Annotated in this window: 12 protein-coding genes; 7 read left to right on the top strand and 5 right to left on the bottom strand. The window is 44.7% G+C overall.

All coding sequences use genetic code 11. From position 1 onward, the window contains the following. Positions 1 to 505 precede the first annotated feature (505 nt). Both KWJ01_RS01045 and KWJ01_RS01040 read right to left on the bottom strand, forming a co-directional pair. Positions 506 to 3,808 (bottom strand): sacsin N-terminal ATP-binding-like domain-containing protein, encoded by a 3,303-nt coding sequence (locus KWJ01_RS01045; RefSeq protein ID WP_224994413.1) that lies wholly within the window; start codon positions 3,806 to 3,808, stop codon positions 506 to 508. A gap of 255 nt (positions 3,809 to 4,063) precedes the next feature. Then, a complete protein-coding gene (locus KWJ01_RS01040; protein WP_224994412.1) occupies positions 4,064 to 9,088 on the bottom strand; it encodes an AAA family ATPase in 5,025 nt (1,674 codons plus the stop codon). 262 nt (positions 9,089 to 9,350) lie between these two features. On the opposite strand from KWJ01_RS01040, the gene KWJ01_RS01035 reads away from it, so the two are divergent. Then, on the top strand, positions 9,351 to 10,472 hold the full coding sequence (locus KWJ01_RS01035; protein WP_224994411.1) for a Fic family protein: 1,122 nt from the start codon (positions 9,351 to 9,353) through the stop codon (positions 10,470 to 10,472). Positions 10,473 to 10,751: 279 nt separating this feature from the next. On the opposite strand, the gene KWJ01_RS01030 is transcribed toward KWJ01_RS01035, so the two are convergent. Together KWJ01_RS01030 and tnpA are read right to left on the bottom strand one after the other, a co-directional pair. After that, positions 10,752 to 12,497 carry a WYL domain-containing protein gene (locus KWJ01_RS01030; RefSeq protein ID WP_224994410.1) on the bottom strand — a complete coding sequence of 582 codons (1,746 nt, stop codon included), beginning with the start codon at positions 12,495 to 12,497 and terminating at the stop codon, positions 10,752 to 10,754. 182 nt (positions 12,498 to 12,679) lie between these two features. Beyond that, complete coding sequence (gene tnpA, locus KWJ01_RS01025) at positions 12,680 to 13,132, bottom strand: IS200/IS605 family transposase (protein WP_224994409.1); 453 nt, start codon at positions 13,130 to 13,132, stop codon at positions 12,680 to 12,682. 112 nt (positions 13,133 to 13,244) lie between these two features. On the opposite strand from tnpA, the gene KWJ01_RS01020 reads away from it, so the two are divergent. The 3 genes from KWJ01_RS01020 to KWJ01_RS01010 all read left to right on the top strand — a co-directional run bounded on the left by KWJ01_RS01020 (position 13,245) and on the right by KWJ01_RS01010 (position 16,722). Next, complete coding sequence (locus KWJ01_RS01020; protein ID WP_224994408.1) at positions 13,245 to 14,057, top strand: nucleotidyltransferase domain-containing protein; 813 nt, start codon at positions 13,245 to 13,247, stop codon at positions 14,055 to 14,057. Then, positions 14,042 to 15,106 carry a DNA polymerase beta superfamily protein gene (locus KWJ01_RS01015; RefSeq protein ID WP_224994407.1) on the top strand — a complete coding sequence of 355 codons (1,065 nt, stop codon included), beginning with the start codon at positions 14,042 to 14,044 and terminating at the stop codon, positions 15,104 to 15,106. The genes KWJ01_RS01020 and KWJ01_RS01015 overlap by 16 nt, the downstream gene beginning before the upstream one ends. A 200-nt stretch (positions 15,107 to 15,306) precedes the next feature. Continuing rightward, entirely contained in the window at positions 15,307 to 16,722 is a 1,416-nt protein-coding gene (locus KWJ01_RS01010; RefSeq protein ID WP_224994406.1) for an RtcB family protein, read from the top strand. A 447-nt stretch (positions 16,723 to 17,169) separates the two neighbouring features. On the opposite strand, the gene KWJ01_RS01005 is transcribed toward KWJ01_RS01010, so the two are convergent. Continuing rightward, positions 17,170 to 17,904, bottom strand: a complete 735-nt coding sequence (locus tag KWJ01_RS01005) for a hypothetical protein (RefSeq protein ID WP_224994405.1) — start codon at positions 17,902 to 17,904, stop codon at positions 17,170 to 17,172. 194 nt (positions 17,905 to 18,098) lie between these two features. Between KWJ01_RS01005 and KWJ01_RS01000 the strand changes: the two genes are divergently transcribed. The 3 genes from KWJ01_RS01000 to KWJ01_RS00990 all read left to right on the top strand — a co-directional run bounded on the left by KWJ01_RS01000 (position 18,099) and on the right by KWJ01_RS00990 (position 22,590). Further along, positions 18,099 to 19,616, top strand: coding sequence for a TROVE domain-containing protein (locus KWJ01_RS01000; protein ID WP_224994404.1), 1,518 nt, complete (start codon positions 18,099 to 18,101; stop codon positions 19,614 to 19,616). A 1,083-nt stretch (positions 19,617 to 20,699) separates the two neighbouring features. Continuing rightward, positions 20,700 to 22,106 carry a 3' terminal RNA ribose 2'-O-methyltransferase Hen1 gene (locus tag KWJ01_RS00995; protein WP_224994403.1) on the top strand — a complete coding sequence of 469 codons (1,407 nt, stop codon included), beginning with the start codon at positions 20,700 to 20,702 and terminating at the stop codon, positions 22,104 to 22,106. After that, positions 22,096 to 22,590, top strand: a complete 495-nt coding sequence (locus KWJ01_RS00990) for a hypothetical protein (RefSeq protein ID WP_224994402.1) — start codon at positions 22,096 to 22,098, stop codon at positions 22,588 to 22,590. Before KWJ01_RS00995 ends, KWJ01_RS00990 begins: the two co-directional genes overlap by 11 nt.

Genomic DNA, 22,590 nt, shown 5'->3' with positions numbered 1-22,590 from the left:
TCTTCCAAAGTGGCACAAATCGAACCGGAATCAGGCAAGACTGCCCCCATATAATGGCACAGTTTGAACCGGAAACACTGGCACTAACAAACCGAAATCAGTGGCACAAATCGAAGCGAATTAGCCAAGACGTTGCTTTTGTCGAAGAAGTTTGGGATGAACTGTTCGTTTTTTGAAATATTAAGCCTAAATCTACTATCGCTGATTTCTGTAACGTTGAAAATAAATTCTGAAGAAAAGTTAAAGCCTTGCCTCTTAAAATTCTTGTAATCGAATAACCAAATGAAAAGTATCTCCATTTTACTTGATATATAGCGCCCTTTGTTATTCAGGTAATAATTTAGCTCCTGATATCTTCCCCGTTGTTAAAGATATATCTTCAAACCTGGTTTGCGATCAGATTTTTAACTGTACATTTTAGAAGTATTTTGCCTATTAGTGATATGTCTGTCTATTCTGTAGATTATTAGTTTATCTACTCTCATACAGTTTAAAGTTGTGATTGCTAGGCTATCTTAGCTTGTATGTCTTCAACAAGTTGATGAAAGGACTTAGCTCCTTGCTTTAGTAGTAGAAAATCCACGTGAACTCTGGGTTGGTCCCTTTTGTCAATCACTAAACGTACACTATCTGAATTACGATCAATGCGTTCAAGATCGTGGATATCTTTCATGACTGACTGCATTAAGTTTTGAACTTCAGAACGATAAACAAGATTGCTTTTTATATAGTCTATAGATGTTGAAATTCCCTTTTGAGGGCGTTCAATCATACATACATAATAATTTTCTGAATTGATGGTTGATTCTTTAATCTGACTGCTGGCAAATTTGAAAGGAGCATTAGTTCCATGAGCGTAAGATTTAATCTCTAATAACAGTCGCCGTTCGGGCTTGTCTCGGTTGTATAATACAAAGTCCTGAGAGCCTATTCCCTGATAAGTGATTATAATATGCAGATTCATGGACTCTAGCGCCTCCCGGAATACATCTTCAATTTTCTCGCCTATGTCTTTCATAAAAGTGAAGTGTTGTTCCCGCTCAAGCAAGTCTTCGGCGTGTTCAAGTATGGAGCCTAGACCATCTTTTCCTAAATTGTTCAGGTCACTTGCTATCTTTAGGACCCTTTTTACATCATCCTTATCAAGATTAGCAGCTCTTATTTCTTTCAGTACCTCAATGCTATCTTCATCACGGACTATATCTCTAACCTCATCGGTCATAGTGAACTTTAGCCATAAGTCACTCGATCGAATTACAACATGAGACATAAATTCATTAGCGAGATATTTATTTGATTCACACCAATTAATGAGGTCAAGTATAGGTGTTTTGAATCCCTTTATACTTCCTGGGTTAACTAATTCTTCTTTTTCATGCTCCCTCAAGGTATGAACAATACAAGTACCTAGTTCATCAAACTTTTTACCTTCCAACGGAAGCTGTATTCCTGGCATGACCAGCTCCTCATTCCAGTCTTGCTTATCATCAAGTTGCTTAAGTATTGTAATTAGCTTTGCATCGAGCGGACGGTCATCAGTACCAAAATTCTTGAGATCTTCGTAGGCGCGCAAATGACCCTTCCTATTAGGAACAATATTGCCATGCTTCAATAACTCTTTGAAATCCGTCTTCCTCTCAATAACACTTAAATAGGAATTCAACCAATAGATCGCTTCATGATGAGATTTATTTAATTGTTCCGAAAGCCCATGAATGTTTTTGCAGCTTTCAATCTTCTCATTCAGAAGATGAATGAATAGCTGTAAAGCAGTTTGAAAGCGAAAGTTATCAATATTGGTTACCGTATGTAGATTTTCCTCAAACCCGAAGAGTTCTTTGGCACACTTGAATATCTTGCACCTAAAATCGTCCCCAGAAGCACTTGCATCTATATTGCGAATAATACTTTTAAGAATTGACAGTGCATCAGTCCTTTTAATAAAGTTGTTAGTTTTAAAGTCAAGATTCGCTCTCCCATCTTTAAGGAAAGCATTGATTGCTTCGGATGCATCAGATAAGGATCTGGTTTCAATGTTTTGGTTCAGGCTTATTACACGCCGATGAATAATTTCCTTTCGCCAATCATCACCAATGAGCAATAAAATATCAAGAATTTCATCTGGAATAGGAGAGCTGCGATCTTCCAAGCGGAGCTCGTGAATTTTTAAGAAGTTGCCATGCTGGTTTGGAATGATGGCATAATCTCTTAGTTTGTCAGTTTCTTTATTCTCTGATAAAAAAATATACAACTGGTTTAACCAATCAATAGCATTTAAATTGTCACCTAATTTTTCTGTTAAGCTGTAAAGATTGCCTAAGTGTTGTAGGTCCTCTAATAAATTGTCTAAGCCATAGAGTAAAGTTACTCCCCAAGATTCTATCTCGTCTTTAGGGCCTATAGCCTCTATCCAATTTAAGTGTAATGATGGGTGAGGAACTTGATTTTTGCCTATAAAAGATGATGTCAGGCTGTAGAAATTTGTTTTTATTTCATTGCTTAAGCCGTAACTTGGGACTCTGCAATTTTTTAATAACTGTAAATTCTCAGCTGCTGTTTCTACTATGGGAAGACTAGCCAATTCTTTCCTCCACAAGACTTGTAGGTTTTTATACCACGACTCTGAAAAGTCTTCCCACTTTTCATGAGGCAATCTGCTGAATGCACATACATATCGGTTTCTGGCATTCCGTTCGATTAACCACTGAGAAAACATCAAAGCGGCATTAACTGCCTCTTGTACGATTTTTCTGTTTTCCTTTGCTTCAGTACCATCTTGGCTATGAAGCAATATCCCATCTCTGTCCTCAGTAGGATTGAAATGTTTGCCATTAAGAATAAAAGGAAAGTAAAATCGTTCAGATCCAATCAAAGGAAAATCACGAAATAAGTTTGGTGTTTTACCAAATGATTCTTTCAGCTTTAGGGTATTGTGGTCCTCCACTTCCGCTGTTAAAGTGAGGCTATCATTGGAATAAACCAGATAATTTAGCTGCCTTGGAAATGAACATAGTACCTGAACTGTTGCCTGATTTATGTTAGAGTCAATCTCCTCGATTTGGGAGATATATTTTTCAGAGTTGCCAGTAATCGTATTTAGTACTTCTACTTGCTTTATAGACCTGTTATTTACTAGCGTAATAGGAAGTGTGTTAATCAAATCTTCAAGTCCTACTCGTGCCGCTTTCTTCTTTTCCTCGGTTGTTAAGTAGTAGATAAACCTTGTTTCACAAACATCCTCATTACGCTGCTCATCATAATGCTCAATGATAGGAAAGAGAGAAGTATCTTCTATCTTTCTAATATGCTCTAAAGCTTCATCTATTTTAGGTAGCAATTCTTCTGAGGAATTTCCTTCACGATCAAGTCTTGTTTCGAACCTTCTGTATATACCTTTGTGCCTAACAACGCCCCTTACATCGATAACTTCTGATAGCAAGTGGGTGCTGATAAATCCAGTGCCAAATTTGCCAGTTACCTTCTCGTCACTGTTGGTAGAATCCTTAGAGCTTACCTGCTGAATCAGGCTAAAGATGTTACTTAGCGAAAATGCGTCACCATTGTGCTGAAAGACTAAATTATCATCGGACAAGATGATTTTTATAGATACACGTTCAAACTTTGTGTTTGGCACGTCCTTCGCGTTTTGCATCAACTCCCATGCCCAGCGTTTAGATGAACTAGATGGGTTATTTCGGACTTTGCTTAATATTTGTCGAATTTTATCCGCTGTTAGCTTTCTGTTGTTTCTTTCTTCAATGTATTTAGGATCTTCTGGGTCAACTTGGCTAGGAGATAATATGGACATGATAATTTAGGTTGAGGTAACGACATTGAATATAACAACATAAAACTATTACCCCAAAAGTTACTTTAGGCATGTAAGCTTACCTGAAATATTAAAGATAATAGTATTTTGAACTAGGCTTTTTTTAAGCCTTCCTAGATTTTTAGCAAGTCAAAAGCCCTATTGCCTATGTAACTTTTATGCATAAGAACTATATATATGATTTGTATTTTCGAAGAGTCAATGCATTTACAGTAAATAATCGGAGACTGATAACTAAGAGCTCTTATAGGTGATTACATTTTCCCTAAATAGATATGCCTCTGAGGATCCTAATTCAACCATTTTATTCAATAACCAGATATAATTGTTGATGAGCTGCTTGTTCTTCTTTATTACAGTAATATGATTATAAAAAAGCCTTCTTATTAATCGATTTGCTGAAGGGATGGCTAGGGCTATGGTTAAACTTTCATTTTTCTTACAGATTTCGACAATCCAATTTAGTCCATTGGGTAGCAGAGTTTTGTCACCGATTGTTGATAAAACATTCAAGATAGAGTCAATATGGGTGCCGCCGAATTCTGTCACCATTTGTAAGTAGAAGTTCTCTTTCCCCTCTAAAGGCCTCCAATGTTCGGCAGTCTTTTTCCATTTGATGTCAAGAAATAATATATCTATGAATAAATGGTTACGGCGATCCTTTGTTCTTGAGAAGAAATGTTGCCAAAGATCCCAAAAACTCGTGATTAACTTTTGATTGAGTGATTCATCAGAGGAAGATGCAATAATATCATCGAGTTTGGTGATAATAAATTTCAGGGTGTCAGAGACAAATTCATACAAATTATCCCTTCTCTTTCCTAAGCGTTCTTTTTCCTCATTTGCTGAATTTATTAGCAAATCAAAAACCTCAATGGCTAACTTCCTTTCTGCCTTTAAAAAGAGATCTGATAAGTAACCTTTTGAATCTGAAATGGATTGAAAGTCAAGTTGTTTAGTCTTATGGTGTCTTCTTTGGTAGGTATCATCTTCAATTTTAAGATCCTCAATTAATAACAAGGTGAAGTGGTGGATAAAGACTGAGTACTCTTCATCTTTGGAGTGGAAGGGTGTAATTAAGAAGGCTCTAGCTAGTATGTAGCCTTCATATTTGCCAAAGTTAATTGCCTCAAGAGCTAAGCTCTCATCTCCCGATTGAGCAACTTCTTTGGCTAATAAATTTTCTCTTTTCTTGGTTGCTTGTTCATTATTATCGTCGCCATGGCGGGAAGGGTATATTTTTTTGAGCTTTGCATATTTAATCAAGCCGAGCCAAACCCTTTTTCCTACTAATGGCTGGTGATCAAAAAATTTGGTTTTTATATAATCAAGAAACTTACTTATCTCATGATCGCTTAGGTAGGTAAGCAAATGAATGATCATCAGTATAAATTCAGTTCTTTTATCTTCTTTATTAGTGTGAAATAGGAGATGGAGTGAAGTCATTGCAACTTCTTTATCCATGGGGTTAAACTTAGGGAAGCCGTAATTTCCGTTAACCACATCTTCAAGATGAGTAGTTACTATATTTAGAATAATATTTGCGCACCACTCTCTCTGCTCATCATTGAGGTTTGAGTTGAAATCTCGTAAGCCTAGCGCAGCTAAAGTTACTGGCCGATCAAACAAAATATCAAAGTTATTTTTGCCTGAATACTCTCTAAAGTAAGATTCCCAGGTTGGAAATTCTATAGTCTCTTTTCTTTCATAGGTGTTTCCTAGAATACTAGAAGTATTTAAAGCTTTTCTTTCTGCTAACATCTTATCTTCATTGGCTTCTATGAAGTCTGTCACATCCTTTTCGTATTCTGGCTGAATGATATATCCTCCTGTTTTCTCATCATAATCACCTAAGCTATGGTTTCTTGCGTCCATTTCGGTTAGTGCTTTTCTCCAGATGATATCTTCTTGTGGAGTATTAGCCTTAAGAATATCAAACACTTGATGGACTTCCTTATTGATTTTTCTAATGTTAAATTGATATTCAAGAATAAAATCCCTCAATCCTCTTCTGTACCTTCTACGATGGGGTAGCTGATTAGATTTATGCCGTTCTTCTTGTGCAAAAGAGATCTTGTTATCAGTAGGAGAAAGTACAGAAGATTCATCAAGTGCACGATGCAAGTCCCATTCATAAAACTCACGTACTTTTAAGATAGGTAGCATAGCTTCTTCAACCTCTTCAGGATAAGCCATTACAATGCTTGCTAATACACCAGTAGTGAAAATGTTGTTGCTGTTTTGGAGTAAGTATATAAAGATGAATTTTAAATCTTTTTTGCTGACTTCTGTTTTTCTACTCGCGGTTTCTAATAAGTATTTTTCCAGGCTCATTAGGAGTGACTCAATTGCATTGTGAGTGACACTCATGCCTCGGTAAGCTGTCCAAAGCTCTTGAGCTCCCCATTGAGGTGTAAGCGTACCGTCATTAAGCTCAATATTTATAGCTTTTAGATTAGGCTTATAGTCGCTATCAACCATCAAACAGAATTCCACTGAATAGTTAAGGAACTCTGTTATAAATTTTAGTCCTAAAAGTGGATGATACTGTAGTACATTATAGAAAGGCGTTTTATAGATACCAGAAGGGAAAAAGCTAGATTTACCTGTAATTCCCCAAAGTTCTTCGGGTCCTAATCTTTTGTCTGATATCCAGGATGTTATACTGTCTGATCTTGGCTCCTGCCTTGGCTGAAGCTTCCATTCCTCCCAGGCAGTTTGAATTACAATTTCTGGAAGTTCCTTTGCCAAGCGCTGGTTTCCTAATCCTGCAATACATTTTTCAATTATGGTTTCATTAAGATTTTTTTGCCTCCATGTATAGTCTTCTCTGTTGGCTTTCGCAGCTCTTTCTACAAGCTGTCTTATTTCATTTTTAGCTATAGGCGCTAAATCAAATAAAATAGGAACAAGACTGTTAATGCCTTTCGCTATACTATCATCCTCTAGTAGTTCCTTATTTGTTTCTATTTGATTGATAAAACGCACCACTATTTCTTTTGCAGCTTCTAGCTCTGCTTCGTCTGTATTTTCATATTGCAAAATAAGGCGATAATGCCAGTCTGTGATAAAGTTGATGATTGCAGGACGTAGTATGTCCAAAACAGAAAGATGATTCTTTATGAAAAGAAGTGTTTCTTTCCAACCGGAACCTACGGGCAGCAGGATAGAATTGGCCATACCGCTAACATCACTTTCCTTGCAACATGTTGTAATAATATCCATACATCTCTGCATGAATTGTGAATTATTCTCAAGGAGCTCCTTTTCAAAAAGTTTAAAAAACAAGTCGCTGCTATCAGATCTAAAAACTGCCACTAATAACTCATCGGACCAGTATTTTTCAATGCTGTCATCTTGTAATGTAGCTTTGATCAAAACATTTACTTCTTCACTTTCATCATTAAGTAAACTTTCTATCCAAAGGCGAAAGGCCCTTCTGATAGCCGGCTCATTTCCTATAGCAGTGAATAATTCTTTTGGCGTATGATGATCCTCAAATATGGAGGATATGTATCTTTCCAATGCCCAGTCTTCTAGTATATCATGAGTAGGTGCGTATCTTCTATTTAGGTGATCCTGAAAAAGTATTTCATCTTGCTCTAGCATAACTATCGCCTCAGCATCCGCATGAATTGGCTTAGCAAAAAGTTTCATTTCTTTAGCCCTATTCACAGCTATCTCCATGAAGGCTTTTTCTCTCTTGATTGGTAAGCCATTTCTTATATTTGAAGTATCTACGACCAATGCGTCCCACAATTTTGCTTTATAATCAGTCTGTGAAATATTAGAAAAGTCATCTGAACTTTTATTCAGAGCTCTTAATGCAAAATCAAGGTATTTAGGGACAACTAAGAATTTTCTTAGTTGCTGGTTTCTAGTTATGCTTTTGATTTGAGGGAATTTTGCTGATACAATTGCAAGTTCTTCATCAGTAAGAATTGGTACTTCAACTACTTCTAATTGATGATTGGCGAGTTCAAACTTCTGAATGATCAGATCTATAGCATATTTTCGGCATGAACCAATAACTCTTATATCTGGAAAGTCTTTTATTACACTAACTAGCTGATTGAATGCTGATTCAGGATCAGCTTCCAGAAGTTTTTCTAAACTATCAATGAAAAGTACTTTGTTAGGAATTAAGGATATGCAGGAAAAGACGTCTTGAATAGTTTCATTTATACCCTGGCTTGAAAACACATTTGCAATATGAGGTTGATTAAATTGATCTGCTCTAAACACAAACACACTAGAAGTAGGAAAATCATCATTCAGTACATCTTTAATTTCTGCTGATTTGCCTACACCTGGTTTTCCGGTGATAATTGTAAACTGATTGGCGAACAGTGATCTAACTATTGACTCTTTTGTTTCTAATCGATTTAAGTGCAAATCACCAATTGTATTCTTAATGGGTTTAAGGATTGCTGTACTATCGCTCCTTAGCTTAGAGACTGATTTGAAATATGGATGTAGATTCTCTGCGGCAAAATTCTTGTAGAAGTCTTCCTGTCGGATACTATTGGTGGTTGCATTGCCGCCGTCTTTATTTAGCCTAGAGGCAAAACCTAAGATATCATTCCATATTTCTTTCTCGTTCTGGGCTGTGTCCTTTCTTTTAGATAACCGAATTAGATTAAATATATATGATTCGTCTACACTACTCTGATTTAAAAAATCATACTCTAGCACATCAACACATCTTAGGAACTCCCACAGCTCTTTATCTGTGAGGGCAACATTGTCGTTTGCTTCTTGTAAGCAATCCCTAAATACATTTAGCCTCCTGGCTTTTCCTTCAATGCGTGCAACTTCTCTAATGAAGTCTGCTTCCGTTGCATGAGTAACTGCCCAATTGAAAAGTGCCCTCAGATGATTTCTCTCATCTTTGGTTAGTCCATTCTTTACTACGATTAATTTATCCTTGGATCTGTCGAAAATTGCTGTGTTGTTGAAGTCAGCCCAGAAAGCTGCTATTACCTCTTTAAAGATGGTACTTCCCTTAGTGAAGGATATATCATGTTTGATTTGTAATAGTAGCCTGTGTTTTCCTAAGGATGACTGGGCAACGATTAGTAAATCGTCTGTTTGATATCCATGTTTAGTATTTTGAAAACTAACTTCAATGATTTCATTAGCAGTTAAACATGGAGCGTTCCCTCTAATAGCCAGTGTTGTTAAGAATGCAGATTGGACAGATTGTTCGAAATTTGTTCCTCCACCACCTTTTTGAAAGACACTTCCTTGATCCGACATTGAGCTTTATGATTTAACTGCTGAATTCTTATTTTAAAATCGTGCACACAGGCAGCACACAAGGAAGCAAGGTAAAAGTTTTAGTTTTATTTTAACGATATAACTACGGGATTAGCTGAATTCCTCGAAGCTGTAGTTTTGACATCTTTTTGATGATTTAAGCTCTATCCTTACAGTGTAACAGAGGTTGCGGGGATTATTTTAATTATTCTACGCAAATATGCGGAAAATAATGCCGACATTCACCGCATGATCCACTGATATGAGTGTCTACATCTATCAAAATACACACTGGCCTAATTTCACCTGGGAAGAAAGCCGTCTAATAAAACTGCTGGGGGAGGTGCGGTATGTGCAGGGGCGCATTGCTGGTCGTATGGAAGCACTTGGCTTTTCTGTGCGCTCGGAAGCGATGCTTCAAACTTTAACGCAGGATGTTCTTAAGTCTTCCGAGATTGAGGGAGAGTTGCTAAACCTGGAGCAAGTTCGATCTTCCATCGCTAGAAGGTTAGGGATTGATGTTGCTGGTCTTATTCCTTCAGATCGGAATGTGGAAGGAGTGGTAGAGATGATGTTGGATGCGACCCAACATTATCATGAGGTACTTACGAGAGAGCGCCTGTTCGATTGGCAGGCGTCATTATTTCCTACGGGAAGAAGTGGTATGCAGCAGATAGTAACAGGTGCTTGGAGAGATGGAGAGAAAGGTCCCATGCAGGTAGTCTCTGGGCCTATGGGGCGAGAGCGGGTCCACTTTCAGGCGCCTGATGCGGAGAAGGTGGAGAAAGAAATGGAAAGGTTTTTAAACTGGTTTAATGAAGAGATGGATATAGATCCAGTCTTAAAAGCTGGAGTGGCTCATCTGTGGTTTGTGACCATACACCCTTTTGCAGATGGCAATGGCAGGATAGCAAGAGCCATTGCTGACATGCAGTTGGCAAGGGCTGATATGAGTGGGCAGCGGTACTACAGCATGTCTGCTCAGATCAGGAAAGAGAGAGCGGGATATTATGATTATCTAGAGCAAACTCAGAAGGGAGGACTTAATATTACAGCATGGCTAGAGTGGTTTCTGTCTTGCCTGCGCAGCGCATTAGAAGTGGCAGATAATAAGCTGGAGGCAGTCTTGCAGAAAGCTCGGTTTTGGGATAAGCATGTATCCACTTCGTTTAATGAACGGCAGCGCTTGCTCATTAATAAATTGTTAGATGGCTTTGAAGGAAAGCTCACTTCTTCTAAATGGGCGAAGATTGCCAAATGCTCTCAAGATACCGCTGGCCGGGATATTCAAGATTTAATTGTAAAGGGTATCTTGGCAAAAGAAGGAGCTGGGGGGAGGAGTACCAGCTACGTCTTGGTGGGCAACCAGCAGCGAGAGAACTAGTGATAAGAGCCGGTGAAACAGGGGTGAAACAACCGGGTTTTTCCATGGGCTGAAAAATTTCTGAAAATATTTTCTGCTTCACCTGATTTGGACGCGTTTCACCTATGTTTCACCAAAGGGAAAATAAATATTTATAACAAATTGATAATCAGTAAATATAATTACTAAAACAATTCCTGTCGAGGCTACAAAGTTGAGTTTTTTAATTCGAGCCGCTTCAAAAACCTTCGCTAAGGGCCTTTGAAGCGGTTTTTAGTTTCGGCTTGCACATGAACTATACTAATTTTCAACCGCCTCCCGCTCCAGCCACTCTAATTCCCCCGGCAGTTCCTGGTTGTTGAACTCCAGGTGGATCACGCGGCGGTGCTTACTGTTTTCGGTTTTGGAGGAGGCATGCAGGGTAAGGGGCTTCAGCAGGTGTATGCCGCCTTTGTTTACTTTACAAAAGCTGCTCTCTGCACTGTCGCGGAACTGGGCAATTTCTTCATCGCTTAAAATGCTGAAATGGCTCCTGGGGATGATGCGCAAGGCGCCATTCTGCTCATCAGTATCATCCAGATGTATTCGTACGGTGAAGGCACTGTGCAGGTATTCTACAGGTGGGATTACACTCACCAGCCCGGCTTTGTTCGTCCATCCCTTGAATCCATCCATTTCCTTTTTCTCCACCACATTGATGGGCACATCCTGGTGCCAGGTAACGTACCAGTTCGACTGCAGTGGCTTATCGAAGTAAATGGCTTTCGTCAGGAAGTAATCTCCACCGAAGCCTTCCCGAATCAGCGTACAGAGGTTGCTGTTAAAGAGTACGGACTTCAGGTTGGGAATCTCCTTCAGCAGGCTGCGGATGGCAAATAGGTTTTCGCTCCGGGGAAATAGGTCTTCATCTTCCGTTGCCCGGTGGATCATGGAGAGGACCTTTCCTATTTCTCTCTGGGTGTATATATTCTCCAGGATAGCCGAGCCCCGGCGATGCAGCTTTTTCATGCTGCTCTCCAACTCGCTTAGCTTCAGTTCCTTTTCATAGAGCTCGTATGCGTTTTTAAATTTCTCCTGGATACGCCGCTTCAGGCGCTCCGGCTTCAGCACCTTCATGCATTCGCCATAACCCAGGATCTCCCGCTCCAGCTCAAAGTTATGCTTTACCTTCAGCTGAATAACAATGCCGTTCTTACCAGTTTCCAGCAGCTTCTGCGAATGGTGCAGGGGCTTGGTGAGCACATAGGGTGCATTGTAGTTGTCTACATATAGCTCTACCTCCATCGGCTCATCGCCCACATTAACCGTTACACCCAGCACATCGCTGAAGTGGCTCGAAAGATTGTGCGTGGTATTTTCAAGATAGCTAACACCCGATTCCTGAATGCCTATAATCCTGTCCAGTGCCAAGGTGAGCAGGGGCTGGCTTTTTTTCTTGATGCCAAGTACAAACCAGCGGTTGCGGTACTCTTTTAGCAGGTAGGGGTGAAAAGTAAAATGAGAAGCCTCTCTTGCTTTAAAAGACTGGTAGGAAATTTCCACCGCCTGCTTCTTCAAAATGGCCTGGTACAATGCATCGATGTGCTCCAGGCCCTTGAGGTTCTCGTTCTTCTCCAGGTCGATGATGGGTGCCTGTTTGGTTTTGGCGGTGTGAATCCTGTCCTCCAGCCGCTGCACCATGCCGTTCAGCTCATGGAAATGGGTGAAACCCTTGAACTGGCGCAGAATGTTTGCCACCTCGGTTAGCTTGCCCAGATCCTGATCGGTGAGGGGAATGTTGGTGATGGAGTAGTCCGGGTCCTCGTACATGTAATACTTCTTGTCCACCACCACAATGGGTGCGTTGTAGCCCAGCTTATCGCTGCGCATCATCTGCAGGTCCATCTGCACCGTGCGGCGGCTCACTCCTTTGTCGATGCCCTCGTATTCATAGAGCGCCTCCGAGCAGGCTTCTATCAGGTCCTCAAGCGTCCATTGCCGGTAGCGGTTGCGCAGGCAGATATCGAGGGTGCGGTAGCGGATCAGAGCGTTTCGGTTGACGGGCATTTGGGTATGTTTTTGGCGTATGGGTATTGACGGTATGAATGGGTGTATAAAAAACATAGCCCTTGCAGGCAATGCTAAGGTGTGCCGCCCCTTCAGGGCTCAAAGATCCAATCTAATCAGAGCCCTGAAGGGGCGATACATACTAGCATAGCCTGCAAGGGCTATGACTGTGGCGAAGGCCATCAATTCCACACATATCGTTCATCGTATTCCATCTCATATTTTTTTAGAAAGCTTCTAAATTCCTCCTGAAAGCTTTTTTTCCGGTGGTGCTCTTCCTGATTTTTGATATAAGCCGTAACCAGCGGCAGCTGTGAAGGACCCACCGAAAAAGCCCCATAACCATTCTGCCAGCAAAAGCCTTCAAGACTCTTATGCCTGGTTTTAAGCCATTTGGATGAATTAGACTTTATTTTCTCTACCAATTTCATCAAGGCTACCTTTTTAGACAGCAAGCATAAGAGGTGCACATGATCAGTATAGCCACCAATGCACAGTGGATTACATTCCAGCTCATTGCATACACCGCCAAGGTAGGCCCAGAGCTCTTCCTTTACCGGCGAATGCAACAGGGGCTCCCGATGCTTCGTGCTGAAAATAATGTGTATATAGTTTCTTGTAAGTGACTGCGGCATATTTAATGGTATACCTGTAGCATTTATTACAACAATAGAAAATTATTTCCTACTGCGCAAAAACACTGCGTAGTAGCCCTGTAGGTTTGTACCATACTTTCAACCATTAGCTATGAGAACCGAAATCCTAAATGCCCTGCAGCAACTCGAACAGCAACACAACATACGCATCCTGCTGGCCAGCGAAACAGGTAGCAGGGCGTGGGGATTCCCCTCTCCCGACAGCGACTATGACGTGCGCTTTATCTATTGCCATCCGCTGGAGTGGTACCTGGGCATCGACGAAAAGAAGGATACCATAGAGCAGATGGTGGGGGAGCTGGACCTGGTGGGCTGGGACCTCCGCAAAAGCCTGCGCCTGATGCGCAAGTCCAATGCAGCCATGTTTGAGCGTTTGCAATCGCCTGTCGTTTACCTGGAGCAGTCCGGGTTTCGGGAAGAGCTGTTGGCGCTGGCGCCGGAGTATTTCTCCTGCCGGGCGGGCCTGCACCACTACCTTAGCATGGCTTTTCGCTACAGGCAAATCTGCCAGGAACAGGAGGCGGTAAAGCTGAAAGACCTCTTCTACCTGCTGCGCACGAGCCTGGCTTCGCTCTGGATCGTAGAGAGGGGGTACATACCACCCATGGCGTTTCAGCAGCTACTCCCGCTGATCCTGGACCGGGAACTGCAGGCAAAGCTCCTGGCACTGGTGGCCCTGAAAGCCCAGGTAAACGAAAAGTACATGCACCCTAGGGATCCGCAGCTGGAATCCTACGTACAGGAAGTGATGGGCTACTGCGAAACCAGGGCTGCAGCTATGCAAAAAAGGGAGGGATCTTCCGAAGCACTAAACCAATTGTTTAGCAAAATTACGGCAGCCGATGCTGCGGCAGCCGGTGCTGTGACAGCTAAAGCTAAAGAACCAATATGCAAATCACTATAGAGGACCTAAAGGAAAAAGGGCTGCTCCTGTTCGAAAGCATCAGCGGGAGCAGGGCTTATGGTCTCAACACACCTACCTCCGATACCGATATCCGGGGTGTGTTTGTGCTGCCCGAAGCGGCATTCTTTGGCCTGCACTACGTAGAGCAAATCAGCAACGAGAGCCAGGATATTGTGTACTACGAGCTGAAGCGCTTTGTAGAACTGCTGGCAAAGAACAACCCCAACATGCTGGAGCTACTCAACATGCCTGATGACTGTATTCTCTACCAGCACCCGCTTTACAGCCACTTTCGGCAGGAGGACTTTCTCTCCCGCCAGTGTAAGGATGCCTTTGCCGGCTACGCACTTACCCAGGTACGAAAGGCGCGGGGGCTGAATAAGAAAATTGTTAACCCCATAGAACCGCAGCGCAAGTCGGTGCTCGACTTTTGCTATGCCGTACAGGGACAGGGTGCTGTGCCGGTAGAGGTGTTTCTGGAAGAAAAGGGACTGAAGCAGGAATGGATTGGTCTTGCTAAAATTCCGCATATGCACGAGCTCTATGGTATGTACTACAGTCCTGCGGAAAGTTTCAAAGGCATTGTGCAGCGCGAGGGGGCCAATGATATCTCGCTAAGTTCCATTCCGAAAGGGCTGGCTCCACTAGGGCTGATGTCATTCAATAAAAGCGCTTACTCTGCCTACTGTAAAGAATATAAGGAGTACTGGGAATGGGTGGAAAAACGTAACGACGCCCGCTACCAAACCACCCTCTCCCATGGCAAGAAGTACGACAGCAAAAACATGATGCACACCTTTCGCCTGCTCGATATGGCCGAAGAAATAGCCAGGGAAGGAAAGATCCGGGTGCGCAGGCCCAACCGGGATTATTTGCTTCGGATCAAAAAGGGAGATTTCGAATACGAAGAACTGCTGCTGCAGGCAGAGGAGCGCATTGCAGCGATGGATGCACTCTATGCCCAATCCTCCCTGCCGGAAGCACCGGACATGGAAAGGGTGAATAAGGTACTTATAGAAGTACGGAAAAAATTTTACAGTTCCCTTTAGTGCGCAGAAACATTGCGCAGCTGCAGTGTTAGTTTGTAATATGAACCTCACCCAAACCCTCTGACTAGCCGTCCGCCCTAAGGAGAGGGCTTAAACGCCACCTGAAATGCCCACTATCTGTGGCTGTTTCAGTTGGCACTCTCCTCTTCTCCTGGAGGAGAAGGGGCCGGGGGATGAGGTGGTTTAAAAAACCAAAAGCCATGACAAACCAGAAAATAAACGGCAACGACCTATTAGCCATCGGATACGAAGGCAAAGCCATTGGCGAAACCCTGCAAATACTACAAACTGCCTATAAAGGAAAAACCAAAGCCCACCTGCTGGAGCTGCTTCAGCGGGTGCTGGAAACCCCTGCACTCTATAAAAATCACGCAGTGCTGGCGCCCCTGGCCGAGGTACTCCTAATTCCAAAGCCTGCAGAACCCCTGCCGCTGAAGGAAGAGAACCCCTCCTACTCCATCTGGGGAGCTGAAGGCATTGAAGCGGGTGCCCGTAACCAGATGGACATCGCCATGCGCCTGCCGGTTACCATAGCCGGAGCCCTGATGCCCGATGCCCACCAGGGCTATGGCCTGCCCATTGGCGGCGTACTGGCTACCCAAAATGCCGTGATTCCTTATGGCGTAGGGGTTGACATTGGTTGCCGCATGACCATGAGCCTCTACGACCTGCCCGCTCACTTTCTGGAGAAAAAGCGGGATGGGCTGAAGCAGCTCCTGATCGACAACACCCGCTTCGGACGTGCTACCTTTGAGAAACCAAGGGAGCATGCCGTGATTGATCGTCCGGAATTTAAGGAGATCCCCATCATGAAGAGCCTGAAAGACCGTGCCTTCCAGCAGCTGGGCTCCTCCGGCGGCGGCAACCATTTTGTAGAGTGGGGAACGGTAGAGCTGCACGATGCCAACAATGAGTGGGGACTGGAAACAGGTACTTACCTGGCCCTGCTTTCGCACTCAGGCTCCCGCGGACTGGGGGCTACCATTGCCGGGCACTATACCAAGCTGGCCATGGAAACCTGCAAGCTGCCCCAGGAGGCGAAGCACCTGGCCTGGCTCGACCTGGATTCTGAAGCTGGTCAGGAGTACTGGCAGGCCATGAACCTGGCTGGCGATTATGCCTCTGCCTGCCACCACCAGATTCATGAGCGACTGGCGGAAGCCCTGGCTGAGCAGCCCCTGGCGATAATCGAGAACCACCACAACTTTGCTTGGAAAGAAAAAGACGTGGAGGGAAAAGACATCATCGTACACCGCAAAGGTGCCACCCCGGCCGGAAGGGGCGTACTTGGCATCATTCCCGGCTCCATGACCGCCCCCGGCTTTATCGTCCGCGGAAAGGGATTGCCTGCCTCCATCAACTCCGCCTCCCACGGCGCAGGACGTACCATGTCGCGCACCAAAGCCAAAGAAACCATCTCCCCGGAAGCCGTACAACAACAGCTAGCGCAGGCGGGTGTAGATCTTATCGGCTCCGGCCTCGACGAAGCCCCAGGCGCTTATAAGGATATCCGAAAAGTAATGGAATACCAGCAGGACCTGGTGGAGGTGGTGGGCACCTTCTCTCCGAAGATTGTGCGGATGTGCGGAGATGAGAAGTTTATGGAGGTGGATTAGTTATAGCGCCCCTTTTTAAGGGGTGCTATAACTAACCTGAAGATTAAAATTTTAAAAACTGCAATCTAACACCTTTGCTTTTATAGTATTTCTAGGAGTAGAATAGATCTCTGCCTGTTGAATAAGAAAACTTTCCAGCTCGTTCAATTTATTGAAATCTTTATGCGGACATTTCATATTGCTTATATTTTCTTCATGAAACCACCCATGGCCCAACCTCTTTAAGGAACATTAAACGAAACGATTACACGATGCAACTTTTTAACATCCGGAAAACAGCAAACCGTTAACTACAAGGGGATAGGGGTCTGGAAAATGGGCCCTGCTGCTGAATGATATTTTGCATGAGTAAGGTCCGGCTCACGAGTAGCACTAGCAGAACCAACAAGCTGAATAGATTCGGCAGTCATTGGTCTTTTGCAACACAGGCAGAACCTCTCTTGAGCATCATAATTTTCGGGTTCTTTTTTCCATCACCCGTATCCGCTCCAGAAAATATTGGTGAAGTTCTTCAATAAAAGAGAGCGGGTTTTCGTAGGTGGTGAGCACCTGGTAGGTATAAGCACTTTTGAGCTGCTCCAGCTGTTGTAACAAAGCTGCTTTCTTTTTCTTAAGCCCCTCGAGTCTTAGTTTTGGATCTGGTAATTTTACTTCAGTCGCAAAGGCCGGGTTGTTAGCATCTGCAAACATAAGTTGGTGGTAAAAGAGAATCAGTTCCTCCAGATCGCCCCGCTGATAAATGCCGTTAAGCTGGACCGTAAGGGCATGCGCCCGGGCTAAGCGATCGGCTTCACCTGCATGGGCAATTTTATCCGGGTGTACCTGCACCATGGCCTCTTTGTATAGTCTCTTTAATTCGGCTTGTGCTGCCGAGCCGGAGACTGCGCCCTCTTTGTCATTTTTAACGCTCTTCTGGAGCTGGGTCGGTTCTACCCAGTTTTTTCCCCTTTTCTTTTGTTCCAGGCGTTTTGCTTTCTTTTCCTGTTTATGCCGCTTGTACCGCTCGTGGAGCTCCTGCAGCTGTCTCATTTCTTTGCCGAGCCGCTCTTGAATTTGGGCTTCGAAGGCAGCCAAGTTGCTTTTTACGGCCTGCACTTCTCCTTCCAGGGCCTCAATTTCCTGCTGAAGGCCGGAAAAGGAGTCATCGGGCGACGGTTCGTTTTTTATAATTGATAGAGACATTGTTACAATAATAGAGCACTGCCCGCTCTTAGATATTCCTGTTTTTTCAGAGTGGAAGTAGTGGATAAAACAGGTAAGCCTGGTTTTGGTTGCTTTTTTCTAAGCCCTGGCAAATTTTGCATAATTTTTTTCTCTACGCAAAAAGACTGCGCACATGGCCCCAACCTTTGTAAGGAACACTAAACGAAAAGGCCATGCGATTTAACTTTTTAGCATCCAAGAAACAGCAGACGGTAAACCACGAAGGGTCACTGGCCTGGAAAATGGGCCCTGCCGCCGAGCTATACGCTACTGTTGTTACAGCTTCTTTGAGCGATACTTTTTATGAAGCAGCAGATAAGCGACTGGAGCGTATCAGAACGCTGATCCAGTTGAATGATCCCTGCTTTGTGGCAAAGCTGGCGGTGTATGCCCGTACCCAAATGCACCTGCGTAGCATCCCCCTGGTGCTGGTGGTGGAACTGGCGAAGCTGCACAAAGGAGATAGCCTGATAAGCCGTACGGTAGCAGCCGTGGTGCAGCGTGCCGATGAGATTACGGAGCTCCTGGCTTACTACCAGATGAGCAACAGCCGCAGCGGCACCAAAAAGCTGAACCGTCTCTCCAAGCAGCTGCAGAAGGGTCTGGCGCTGGCCTTTACCAGGTTTGATGAATACCAGTTTGCCAAGTACAACCGCGATACTGCTGTGAAGCTACGGGATGCGCTTTTCCTGGTGCACCCCCAGTCCAAAAGCGATAGTCAGCAGGCGCTCTATGATAAGATCGCAGCCAACGCCCTGGCTACTCCTTACACCTGGGAAACCGAGCTGTCGGCCCTGGGCCAGCAGCCCTATGAAAGTGCAGAAGCGAAAACCGCTGCCTTTCGGGCAAAGTGGGAGGAGCTGATCGACAGCAATAAGCTGGGCTATATGGCGCTGCTGCGCAACCTGCGCAACATCCTGGAAGCGGGGGTGTCGGGTGATCATATGCAGAAAGTGTGCAGCTACCTGTCTAACGAGCGGGCGGTTGCAAACAGCAAACAGTTACCTTTCCGCTACCTGGCAGCCTACCGGGAGATCGGACAGCTGGCCTCCGGCTACACCAGCCTGGTGCTGAATGCGCTGGAAGATGCCGTGCAGTTAAGCATCCGTAATCTGAAAGGATTCGGCTTAGATACGGCTGTGGTAGTGGCTTGCGACGTCTCCGGCTCCATGCAGCAGCCCATCAGCAAAAAGAGCAAGGTGCTGCTCTACGACATCGGCCTGATGCTGGGGATGCTCCTGCAAAACCGCTGCCAGAACGTGGTTACCGGCATGTTTGGCAATAGCTGGAAAATTATCAACCTGCCCCAGCGCAGGGTGCTGGCCAATGTGCAGGAGTTCTACCGCCGCGAAGGCGAGGTAGGCTACGCCACCAACGGCTACCTGGTGATCCGGGACCTGATCAAGCGTAAGCTGAAAGCCGATAAGGTCATACTCTTCACCGACTGCCAGTTGTGGGATAGCAGGGGATGGGGAAACCATATTGCCGAAGAGTGGAAGAAGTACAAGCAAATAGCTCCTGGCGCACGCCTGTACCTCTTCGACCTGGCAGGCTACGGCCATGCGCCCATAGACCTGAAGAACAACGATGTGTTCCTCATTGCCGGCTGGTCGGACAAAGTGTTCGACGTGCTGGAAGCCATAGAAGGAGGTGGCAGCGCTCTGGCTGCGATTGAAGGGGTAGAATTATAATTAAAATGCATGGCCCTTGCAGACTACGCGTCCCGGACCATGCTAGTTATATGCCGCCCCTCCAGGGCTCGGAAATGTTTCGCATCAGCAAGCCCTGTAGGGGTGGCATAATTAAGCATGGTCTGTAAGGGCCATGCATCATGCACAGCATGATAACAAAAACAGGAGGTGCCGTAGGTGCGTGTTACTTCGGTTAATCCTTATGGGCTAGCAGGTTCAAGTCCTGCACGCTCTTATGAGCGTAAACATGTGCCGCCTGTAGCCCTCCTGTTTTAAATATTTGAAAAGAGTGGTGCCGTAGATAAGAGGTACTTCGATTTAGGTTCGTGGGGTCGCCAGTTCGAGTCTGGCCAGTGTTCTTTGGAATACTGTAGCTCAGTGGTAGAGCACATTGTTCTCTTGTCGCCTGTTGCCCACTTTTTTCAATTTTTTAGGCATTTTGAAATGAACGGTGCCGTAGATTAGAGTTACCGGGCCGCGGCGGCTTCGCTGGGGTCCGGAAGTGCAAGGTTCGAATCCTTGCTTATCATACTAGATATGAGAATAGTGTAGAGGTTAACACGCCGGAGAAAAAGTCTCTTATCGATAGTAGCCCGTTCTTTTCAATAATAATGAGGTAAGTTTGAATACTAAGATAATTGGTGTCATAATGGTCGTTTTTGCGAGCGTAGCGCGGCAATCTGGTATCTATATGATGAATTTTCAAATGCTTAGTCGTTCCTCCTACTAATGAAGAATTTAGTAGAAGCTTACCAGATGTAGACGCCAGATTGCTTCGTCCTGACGTCCTCGCAAAGATGAGGCCGGTGGTTATTATGAGCTTGTCAGGAAAACTACAAGCTTCTATAAAAACACGTGATTAATTGCAATGATAACTATAGTACAATTTATTAGTGAGGCTTTGAATTTAGCGGTGCCGTAGGCGGGAGTTACTTCGGACCATGAGGTTGTAGCCGGGTGGCCGGTGCCATAAAAATCCTACCAGCAGATATTGCTGCTGTAGCTCAAAAGAATAGAGCACATGACAATAGTCTCCTGCCGTTTGTTGCCCGCTTTTTTATTATTAATTTTTAATGCTAGATCATGCTACTCACCATTACCACCACACATCAACCCGCTACCGATCTTGGATTTTTACTCCATAAGCATCCCGACCGCCTGCAGTCGGTAGAGCTCGCGCATGGGAAAGCCCATATCTTCTATCCGGAAGCAGGAGTGGAAAGATGCACGGCTGCCCTGCTGCTGGACATAGATCCGGTGAGCATGGTGCGGGGAGCCCGTAATATGGGTGGTGATTTTGCGCTGGGGCACTATGTAAACGATCGGCCCTATGTTGCCTCCTCATTTATGAGTGTGGCCATCACAAAAGCCTTTTCTTCTGCCCTGAACGGACAGTGCAGCAAAATGCCAGAGCTGGCGCAGCAAGTGCTGCCGCTGGAGGCGAAGGTGGCGGTGCTCCCGGCACCCAAAGGTGGTGAAATGCTGATCCGGCGCCTGTTTGAACCACTCGGTTATAACGTACACCTGGAACCCCATGTGCTGGACGAGACTGTGCCGGGCTGGGGCAACAGCAAGTACTACACACTCACCCTTTCCCACACCCTACGACTGCAGGAGCTGCTGCAGCATCTTTATGTGCTGATCCCTGTGCTGGACAATGATAAGCACTACTTTGTGAGCCAGGGGGAGATCGATAAGCTGCTGGAAAAAGGAAAGGGCTGGCTGGAGAACCATCCCGAGCAGGAGCAGATCATCCGTCGGTACCTGCTGAACCTGGGCTCCCTGGCACGCCAGGCAATGGAGCGACTGGCAGACGGCCAGCTGGAGGAGGAAGTGGAGGAGGATAGTCCGCTGGAGCAGAGGCGACAGACACTTCACCAACAGCGGCTGGAGCAGGTGCTGGAAGAGCTGAAAAAGAGCGGTGCCGAGCGAGTAATCGATCTTGGCTGTGGCGAAGGAAAGCTCCTCCGCATGCTGCTCAAGGAAAAGCAGTTCAGGCAGATCACGGGTGTAGATATTTCCATTGCCGAACTGCGCAAAGCGAAGCAGCGCCTGCATTGGGATGAAATGGCGCCCAGGCAGCGGGAGCGCATCGAACTGATGCAGGGGGCACTCACCTATCGTGATAAGCGCCTGGCAGGATATGATGCAGCGGCCATCGTGGAGGTGATCGAACATCTGGAGCCCAACCGGCTAAAGGCTTTTGAACGTACTGTCTTTGAGTTTGCCAAACCCAAAACAGTAGTGCTCACCACCCCCAACAGCGAATACAATGTAAAATGGGAAACACTGGAGGCTGGCAGCATGCGGCACACCGACCACCGCTTTGAGTGGACCCGGCAGGAGTTTGAAAACTGGTCCACTGGCGTAGCAGATAGGAATGGGTACAGGGTACGCTTCTCCCTTGTAGGTCCGGAAGAGGAAGAGGTAGGTGCGCCTTCACAAATGGCGGTTTTCGAGCTGGTCAACCATTCAGAACATGTGGCATGAAATCAAAGGGCAGCTGAAGGTGTTTGGAATTATCCTGCTGCTGCCGATCATTATCCCGCTTGTACTTCTGTTCGTATTGGTATTTTTCCTGATCATCCTTCCATTAGATTCAGTTGAGAATCACAAGCGAAAAAGAAAATTAAACAGCTTTTTACAAGAAAATGATTGCACCTACTTCTTCATCTATAGCAGCGGAAGAAAGAAAGCATCCCTCTGTGAAAAACATATTCTTCCAACCATCGCTCCGGGGGTAAAGGTGGTAAAGTTTGATGGATTGAAGTTCGACAGTTTCTTTATCCCTGAAGTGTACTACCAGGTAATAAATCCCTCCGAAAAAGGCTATCCCCTGGTAGGAAAGATCGAAGAGGGAAAAGTTTACACGGCTTCCCTGAAGGAAGAGTTTTCGGAGCTGGTACTGAACAATAAAAACAAAGATGTAAACAGGTTCCTAAACCTGCTGCACTTAAAAATGGAGGCTTTATAA

This window comes from Cesiribacter sp. SM1 (genome assembly GCF_020178975.1).
Taxonomy (GTDB): domain Bacteria; phylum Bacteroidota; class Bacteroidia; order Cytophagales; family Cyclobacteriaceae; genus Cesiribacter.
The sequence above is the reverse complement of the archived record's forward strand: the minus strand, read 5'-3'. Positions and strand labels throughout refer to the sequence as shown.

What these genes read in the sequence shown, in the direction of transcription:
- KWJ01_RS01045 (WP_224994413.1), bottom strand. Translation starts at nt 3,808, where the DNA reads ATGTCCATATTATCTCCTAGCCAAGTTGACCCAGAAGATCCTAAATAC.
- KWJ01_RS01040 (WP_224994412.1), bottom strand. Translation starts at nt 9,088, where the DNA reads ATGTCGGATCAAGGAAGTGTCTTTCAAAAAGGTGGTGGAGGAACAAAT.
- KWJ01_RS01035 (WP_224994411.1), top strand. Translation starts at nt 9,351, where the DNA reads ATGAGTGTCTACATCTATCAAAATACACACTGGCCTAATTTCACCTGG.
- KWJ01_RS01030 (WP_224994410.1), bottom strand. Translation starts at nt 12,497, where the DNA reads ATGCCCGTCAACCGAAACGCTCTGATCCGCTACCGCACCCTCGATATC.
- tnpA (WP_224994409.1), bottom strand. Translation starts at nt 13,132, where the DNA reads ATGCCGCAGTCACTTACAAGAAACTATATACACATTATTTTCAGCACG.
- KWJ01_RS01020 (WP_224994408.1), top strand. Translation starts at nt 13,245, where the DNA reads ATGAGAACCGAAATCCTAAATGCCCTGCAGCAACTCGAACAGCAACAC.
- KWJ01_RS01015 (WP_224994407.1), top strand. Translation starts at nt 14,042, where the DNA reads ATGCAAATCACTATAGAGGACCTAAAGGAAAAAGGGCTGCTCCTGTTC.
- KWJ01_RS01010 (WP_224994406.1), top strand. Translation starts at nt 15,307, where the DNA reads ATGACAAACCAGAAAATAAACGGCAACGACCTATTAGCCATCGGATAC.
- KWJ01_RS01005 (WP_224994405.1), bottom strand. Translation starts at nt 17,904, where the DNA reads ATGTCTCTATCAATTATAAAAAACGAACCGTCGCCCGATGACTCCTTT.
- KWJ01_RS01000 (WP_224994404.1), top strand. Translation starts at nt 18,099, where the DNA reads ATGCGATTTAACTTTTTAGCATCCAAGAAACAGCAGACGGTAAACCAC.
- KWJ01_RS00995 (WP_224994403.1), top strand. Translation starts at nt 20,700, where the DNA reads ATGCTACTCACCATTACCACCACACATCAACCCGCTACCGATCTTGGA.
- KWJ01_RS00990 (WP_224994402.1), top strand. Translation starts at nt 22,096, where the DNA reads ATGTGGCATGAAATCAAAGGGCAGCTGAAGGTGTTTGGAATTATCCTG.